Annotated in this window: 6 protein-coding genes; 2 read left to right on the forward strand and 4 right to left on the reverse strand. The window is 72.8% G+C overall.

Annotation, left to right across the window (positions count from 1 at the left end; all coding sequences use genetic code 11):
* The coding region (locus FNH08_RS42480; RefSeq protein ID WP_194238818.1) for an AfsR/SARP family transcriptional regulator at window positions 1–2238 on the reverse strand (2238 nt) is incomplete at its 3' end.
* A gap of 118 nt (window positions 2239–2356) precedes the next feature.
* On the opposite strand from FNH08_RS42480, the gene FNH08_RS42485 reads away from it, so the two are divergent.
* The gene (locus FNH08_RS42485; RefSeq protein ID WP_152776855.1) at window positions 2357–3154 is read left to right on the forward strand and encodes a site-2 protease family protein; all 798 of its coding nucleotides are present in this window, start codon (window positions 2357–2359) and stop codon (window positions 3152–3154) included.
* Here FNH08_RS42485 and FNH08_RS42490 read toward each other — a convergent pair.
* From FNH08_RS42490 to FNH08_RS42500, 3 genes are read right to left on the reverse strand one after another with little or no spacing between them, the layout of a single operon-like run.
* Entirely contained in the window at window positions 3144–3398 is a 255-nt protein-coding gene (locus FNH08_RS42490; protein ID WP_194238819.1) for a hypothetical protein, read from the reverse strand. The genes FNH08_RS42485 and FNH08_RS42490 overlap by 11 nt on opposite strands.
* Before the next feature lie 13 nt (window positions 3399–3411).
* Entirely contained in the window at window positions 3412–4113 is a 702-nt protein-coding gene (npdG, locus tag FNH08_RS42495; protein ID WP_152776857.1) for an NADPH-dependent F420 reductase, read from the reverse strand.
* Window positions 4114–4156: 43 nt separating this feature from the next.
* Window positions 4157–5230, reverse strand: a complete 1074-nt coding sequence (locus FNH08_RS42500) for a sialidase family protein (RefSeq protein WP_152776858.1) — start codon at window positions 5228–5230, stop codon at window positions 4157–4159.
* 117 nt (window positions 5231–5347) lie between these two features.
* Here FNH08_RS42500 and FNH08_RS42505 point away from each other — a divergent pair, with 117 nt between their 5' ends.
* On the forward strand, window positions 5348–5950 hold the full coding sequence (locus FNH08_RS42505; RefSeq protein ID WP_152776859.1) for a hypothetical protein: 603 nt from the start codon (window positions 5348–5350) through the stop codon (window positions 5948–5950).
* The last annotated feature ends 38 nt before the right edge of the window (window positions 5951–5988 follow it).

Raw genomic sequence — 5988 nt, forward strand, 5'->3', positions numbered from 1 at the left:
GCTCGCGGGGGCGGTGAAGGGGTCGGGGCCGAGCTCCTTGACCTCGGTGGACCAGGTGCGGGCCTCGCTGCGCAGATCGCGCATCTGCCAGTACCAGCACAGGGACAGCGCCAGGACGAGGGCCTCCTGCTCGTCGCGCTCGGCGACGGCGTGCCTCAGGGCCGTGCGGATGTTCTCGTACTCCAGCTCCAGCAGCGCGATCGCCGCGCGTTGGCCGGGGCCGCGCAGCAACGGGTCGGTGGTGCGGGCGAGTTCGCGGTAGTACGTGAGGTGGGCGCGCTCGGCCACGGCCCGCGCACCCACCTCGTCGAGCCGCTCGCGCGCGTACTCGGCGACGGTCTCCAGGAGCCGGTAGCGCATCTTGCCTTCATCGGTGGAGGCAGCCACCACGAGGGACTTGTCGACGAGCGAGCCCAGCGCCTCCAGCGCGGCCGGGCCGCAGACGGCCTCGGCGGCGGCGAGGTCGCAGCCGCCCGCGAACACCGACAGCCGCCGCAGGACGTCCCGTTCCTCCTCGTCGAGCAGGTCCCAGGACCAGTCGACGACGGCACGCAGGGTCTGCTGGCGGGGCAGTACGGTCCGGCTGCCGCTGGTGAGCAGCCGGAACCGGTCGTCCAGCCGTTCGGCGATCTGACGCAGGGTCAGCATCCGGAGCCGGGCGGCGGCCAGCTCGATGGCGAGCGGCAGTCCGTCGAGGCGGCGGCAGATCTCGGCCGCCGCCTCCGGGTCGTCCGCGGGGTCGAAGCCGGGGCGGGCGGCGGCGCCGCGGTCGGCGAGCAGCCGCAGCGCGTACGGCCGTGCCAGCGGTTCCACGGGGCGCAGCAACTCCCCCGGTACGCCGAGGGGTTCGCGGCTCGTGGCCAGTACGGTCAGTCCCGGGCAGCGCTCCAGCAGCCGCTCGGCCAGGCGGGCCGCCGCGTCGACCACGTGCTCGCAGTTGTCCAGGATGAGCAGCATGCGGCGTCGGCCGCAGTGTTCGACGAGGCGGCTGACGGGGTCGTCCTGCCGGTCCATCACGGCCCGCATCTCCTCGGCGCCGGCGCCCCGGAGCACGGTCTCGCGGGCGCCCACGGCGGTGAGGACGGCCTCCGGGACGTTCTCGGGGTCGTCGACCGGGGCGAGTTCGGCCAGCCAGACGCCGTCGGGGACGGCCTCGGCGACGGCCTCGCCGGCCTCCTGCGACAGCCGGGTCTTGCCGGCGCCGCCGGGGCCGAGCAGCGTCACGAGCCGGGCCGACGTCAGGTCGCCCCGGATGGTGTCGATCTCGGCGTCCCGCCCGACGAAGGAGGTGAGCCGGGACCGGAGGTTGCCGCGTCTGGGGCTCCGCCCCGGACCCCGCTCCTCAAACGCCGGAGGGGCTGAAATATCAGCCCGTCCGGCGTTTGAGGACGAGGCCGCAAGGCCGATACGGGGGTCTGGGGGCGGAGCCCCCAGGGATGGGACAGGTAGGGGCGGCGGGGGCGAGGAACCCTCCAGCAGCTCCCCGTGCAGCGCCCTCAGCTCCGCACCGGGATCCGCACCCAGCCGGTCAGCCAGCAGCCGCCGTACGTCCTCGTACCCGGCCAGCGCCTCCGCCGTACGCCCCGCGTCACGCAACGCCCGCAACCGCAACCCCTGCAGACGCTCGTCCAGCGGATGCGCGTCGCACAGCGCCGTGAGCTCGGGAAGGTACTGCTCGGCCTGCCCCAGGGCGAGGGCCGCCGTGAGACGGGCCCTGCAGGCGTCGAGCCGCCGCGCCTCGAAGCGGGCCGCCGCAGCCGTACGGTCGGGAAGGTCGGCGAGGGCGGGCCCCTGCCAGAGGGCCAGCGCGTCGTCCAGCACCACGGCCGCCTTCGCCGCGTCACCGTCGGCCAGCGCACGCACCCCGTCACCGACGAGCCGTTCGAAGCGGTGGAGGTCGACATCGTCCGCGCCCGCGACCAGCCGGTAGCCACCGTCCACCGAGGCGACCGCGTCCGGCCCGAGCGCCCTGCGCAACCGCCCGACCAGCGCCTGCACCGCGCCGGACGCGTCCGCGGGCGGGTCACCGTCCCACACCTCGTCGACCAGCACGGGCACGGGCACCGTACGCCCGGGCCGCAGCGCGAACACGGTCAGCAGGGCACGCAGCCGCGCTCCGCCGACCGGAGCGGAGGTGCCGTCGGGGCGGAACGCCTGGGTGGTACCGAGGATGCGATAGCGCACCGGTCCATTGTCCCCGCTCGGCCCGGCAACGCTTCCGGGTTTTTGTACGGTCATGAAACGGACATGAACCGGGAGGAACCTCTGACCGCCCGCAGGACGTTGCCCCCTCGGCACCGATACGGTCTACCCTCGCCCGCAGTCCCCACCCCGCCCACACCAGGGAGCACACCCCATGACCACCGCCGCGTCCCGCCGGAGCGACCGGAGGATCAGCCCTGTCTTCCTGGGCATCGTGGCCGTGATGGCGGTCACGGGCTGGGCCACGTGGACCGGGTTCGCCGAGCAGCCCGGGATGGCCGTCTTCCTCTTCGTGACCGCGGCCTGGATCGTCTCCCTCTGTCTGCACGAGTACGCGCACGCGCGCACCGCCCTGCACAGCGGCGACATCTCGATCGGCGCGAAGGGCTACCTGACCCTCAACCCGCTCAAGTACACGCACGCGCTGCTCAGCATCGTGCTGCCCGTCCTCTTCGTGATCATGGGCGGGATCGGTCTGCCGGGCGGCGCGGTGTTCATCGAGCACGGGCGCATCCGGGGCCGCTGGAAGCACAGCCTGATCTCGGCGGCGGGCCCGCTGACCAACGTGGCGTTCGCCGTCGTCTGCACGGCACCGTTCTGGCTGGACGCGCTGGACGGCGTCCCGCAGGCGTTCCAGTACGCGCTGGCGTTCCTGGCTCTGCTCCAGGTCACGGCCGCGATCCTGAACTTCCTGCCGGTGCCGGGCCTGGACGGCTACGGGGTGATCGAGCCCTGGCTGTCGCACAAGGCCCGCCGCCAGATGGAGCCGCTGGCGCCGTTCGGGCTGCTGCTGGTGTTCGCCGTGCTGTGGATCCCGCAGGTGAACGGCGTGTTCTTCGACGCGGTCGACGCGGTCCTGCGCGGCCTCGGCATCAGCGACCTGGCGACGTACTGCGGCTTCGATCTGTACCGCTTCTGGCAGGAGGGCAGCGACGTGTGCGTCACTTCGTGACGGAACCGCGCCCGGCCCTCGTCATCCTCGCCCGCCGCGCGTAGTACCAGGTCATGTTGGACGACAGCCCGGCCAGCAGCACCCACACGACCCCCAGCCAGCTGCCCTGGACGAAGGAGACCACAGCGGCGGCCACGGAGAGCAGGCAGACGGCGAGGGCGTACAGGGCGAGGCGGGGCATGGGGGTCGGCTCCTGACAGGACGGTCGGACGTCAGTGGTGGTACGGCGTCCAGTGTCCCCCATGCCCGACGGCGTCCTAGACGTCGGTCAGCCTGAGACCCGCGTGGGCCTTGTAGCGCCGGTTCACGGAGATCAGGTTGGCGACCAGGGACTCGACCTGGTGCGCGTTGCGCAGGCGACCGGCGAAGATGCCGCGCATGCCGGGGATGCGGTTCGCGAGCGCCTGCACGATCTCGACGTCGGGCCGCTCCTCGCCGAGCACCATCACGTCGGTGTCGATCTCCTCGATCTCCGGGTCCTGGAGGAGGACGGCGGAGAGGTGGTGGAAGGCGGCGGTGACCCGCGAGTCCGGCAGCAGGGCGGCGGCCTGCTCGGCGGCGCTGCCCTCCTCCGGCTTCAGGGCGTACGCGCCCTTCTTGTCGAAGCCGAGCGGGTTGACGCAGTCGACGACGAGCTTGCCGGCCAGTTCCTCGCGCAGGGACTCCAGTGTCTTTCCGTGGCCGTCCCACGGCACCGCGACGATCACGATGTCGCTGCGGCGGGCGGTCTCGGCGTTGTCGGCGCCCTCGACTCCGTGGCCGAGCTCCTCGGCGGCGGACCGCGCGCGGTCGGCGGACCGCGAGCCGATGATCACCTTCTGTCCGGCCCGGGCGAGCCGGTAGGCGAGGCCCTTGCCCTGCGGTCCGGTGCCGCCGAGCACGCCGACGACGAGCCCGGACACGTCGGGCAGGTCCCACGGGTCCTTCACGGGAGCCTTTGCACTGTCACTAGAGGTCATGGCCCGACTTTACGTGCGCGGGGCGCACGGGCGGGCGCCCGGTTCAGGTGAGCGCGGTCACGGGGATCCGGCGGAAGGCGATCGTCTCGTACGCGCTGAAGTCGCCCGTCTCGTAGAGCAGACCGACGGTGTCCGCGTCGATCCGGACGAGGTCGGAGTACGCGGCGGGCAGCCCGTCGACGGTGTGCGCGGAACGCCACGTCGTACCGCCGTCCTCGGAGACCCGTACGGTCATCAGGGCGCGGAAGCCGGGGTCGGCCGGGCCGGAGTAGAGGAGCAGGTCGGGGTCCTGGAGCTGGAGGACGCTGCCCTCGCAGACGGGGGCGACGAGACCGGCCTGGGGGCGGAAGGGCCTGACGAGGGTGGTGCCGCCGTCGGCGGAGTGGGCGTCGGCGCGGGTGCCGGGGGACGGTGAGTCGTTGCGGGTGTTGAAGTAGACACGTCCGTCGGGGAGTTCGGCGGCCGTGGTCTCGTTGGCGTTGATGTAGCCGTCGGTGTTGTCGTCGACGTATCCGATGCGCCAGGTCCCGCCGCGGTCGTCGCTCAGCAGGCAGTGGCCGCCGTTGTACCTGCCCTCCGTGCCGGTGTCCGTGCCGGCCGGGGGCAGGGAGTGGTTGGCAGGAACGACGACCCGGCCGGTGCTCAGCTGGAGGGCGTGCCCGGGGGTGGTGGCGTACCACCGCCACGCAGCTCTCTTGGTCTCCTTGGTGATCTCCTTCGGCATGGACCAGGTGACTCCGTCGTCGTCACTCTGCTGCACCCAGACGCGCCGTCCCTCCGCGGCGCTCACCGCACCGCGCCGGATGGCGTCCTCGGTGGCGAGGGCCGCGTTGCGCACGTGGAGGAGCAGGACGCGGCCGGTGTCGAGGACGACGGGCGCCGGGTTGCCCGCGAGGTCGTCGCCGTTCTTCACGGCCACCTCCAGCGGGCCCCAGGTGCGGCCGCCGTCCGTGGACCGCTTCAGCACGATGTCGATGTTCCCGAAGTCGTCCCGCGATCCGACCCGGCCCTCGCAGAACGCCAGCAGGGTGCCGTCGGCGGTGGCGACGACGGCCGGGATACGGAAGCTGGCGTACCCCTCGCGGCCGGCGTGGAAGGGGATGCTGCTCTCGGTCATGGGTGGGCTCCTTGGGGGGCTCCTTGGGATGCGGCTGGATTTTCCCTGTCCCCAACTCGGGCGAATTCATGGTGAACGTCGCGTCACGAGTGGTGGTGTGCGGCAGCATCCGTGCGCATGGACGCTGTACGGGTCGCGTTGTTGCGGGAAGTGCTCGCCGGGACCGAGTGGCCGGTCGCCACACGCCGGTTCGCGGGAGCGCTCAGGAGTTCTGTGGAGTCGTACGGCGGCGGGCTGCTGCTCGTGGGCACGGAGGAGTACGAGCCGTGGCATCTGGCCGCGCATCTCGTGGACGAGGCGGCGTGGTCGGGCACGCCGGAGCTCTCCCCCACGCTCGTACGGCACGGGGCGCGCCCCTGTGACCCCGCTCATCTGGCGGTGGGGCTGGGCCGTGTGTCGGCTGCGCGGCGGGGCGAGACGCTGCTCGTGGTGTCGCCGTCCGCTCCGGGCGACGCGCTGTTGGAGCGGGTGCACGACGCCCGGCGGGCCGGGGCGCGGGTGCTCGCGCTCGACGCGGGGGACCGTGAGCTGGGGGCGATGGCCCACGAGGCGCTGTCCGTGCCGGCGGACACCGACCTGGATCTGGACACGGTGCAGCACCTGGTGAGCGCGGCGGCGGGCGAGAACGCGGTGCCGCTGCCGCGGGGGCGCCGCCGTCTCCGGGACCGCCTGGCCCGCCTGGCAGACCAGCTGACGGCTCCGCCGCCTGTGCGGTGGTAGCTGCGCTGCTTCTCGGGTTGGTTTTCCCACCCGCCCAC

Origin of the sequence: Streptomyces spongiae, assembly GCF_009377185.1 — a bacterium.
Taxonomy (GTDB): Bacteria; Actinomycetota; Actinomycetes; order Streptomycetales; family Streptomycetaceae; genus Streptomyces; species Streptomyces spongiae.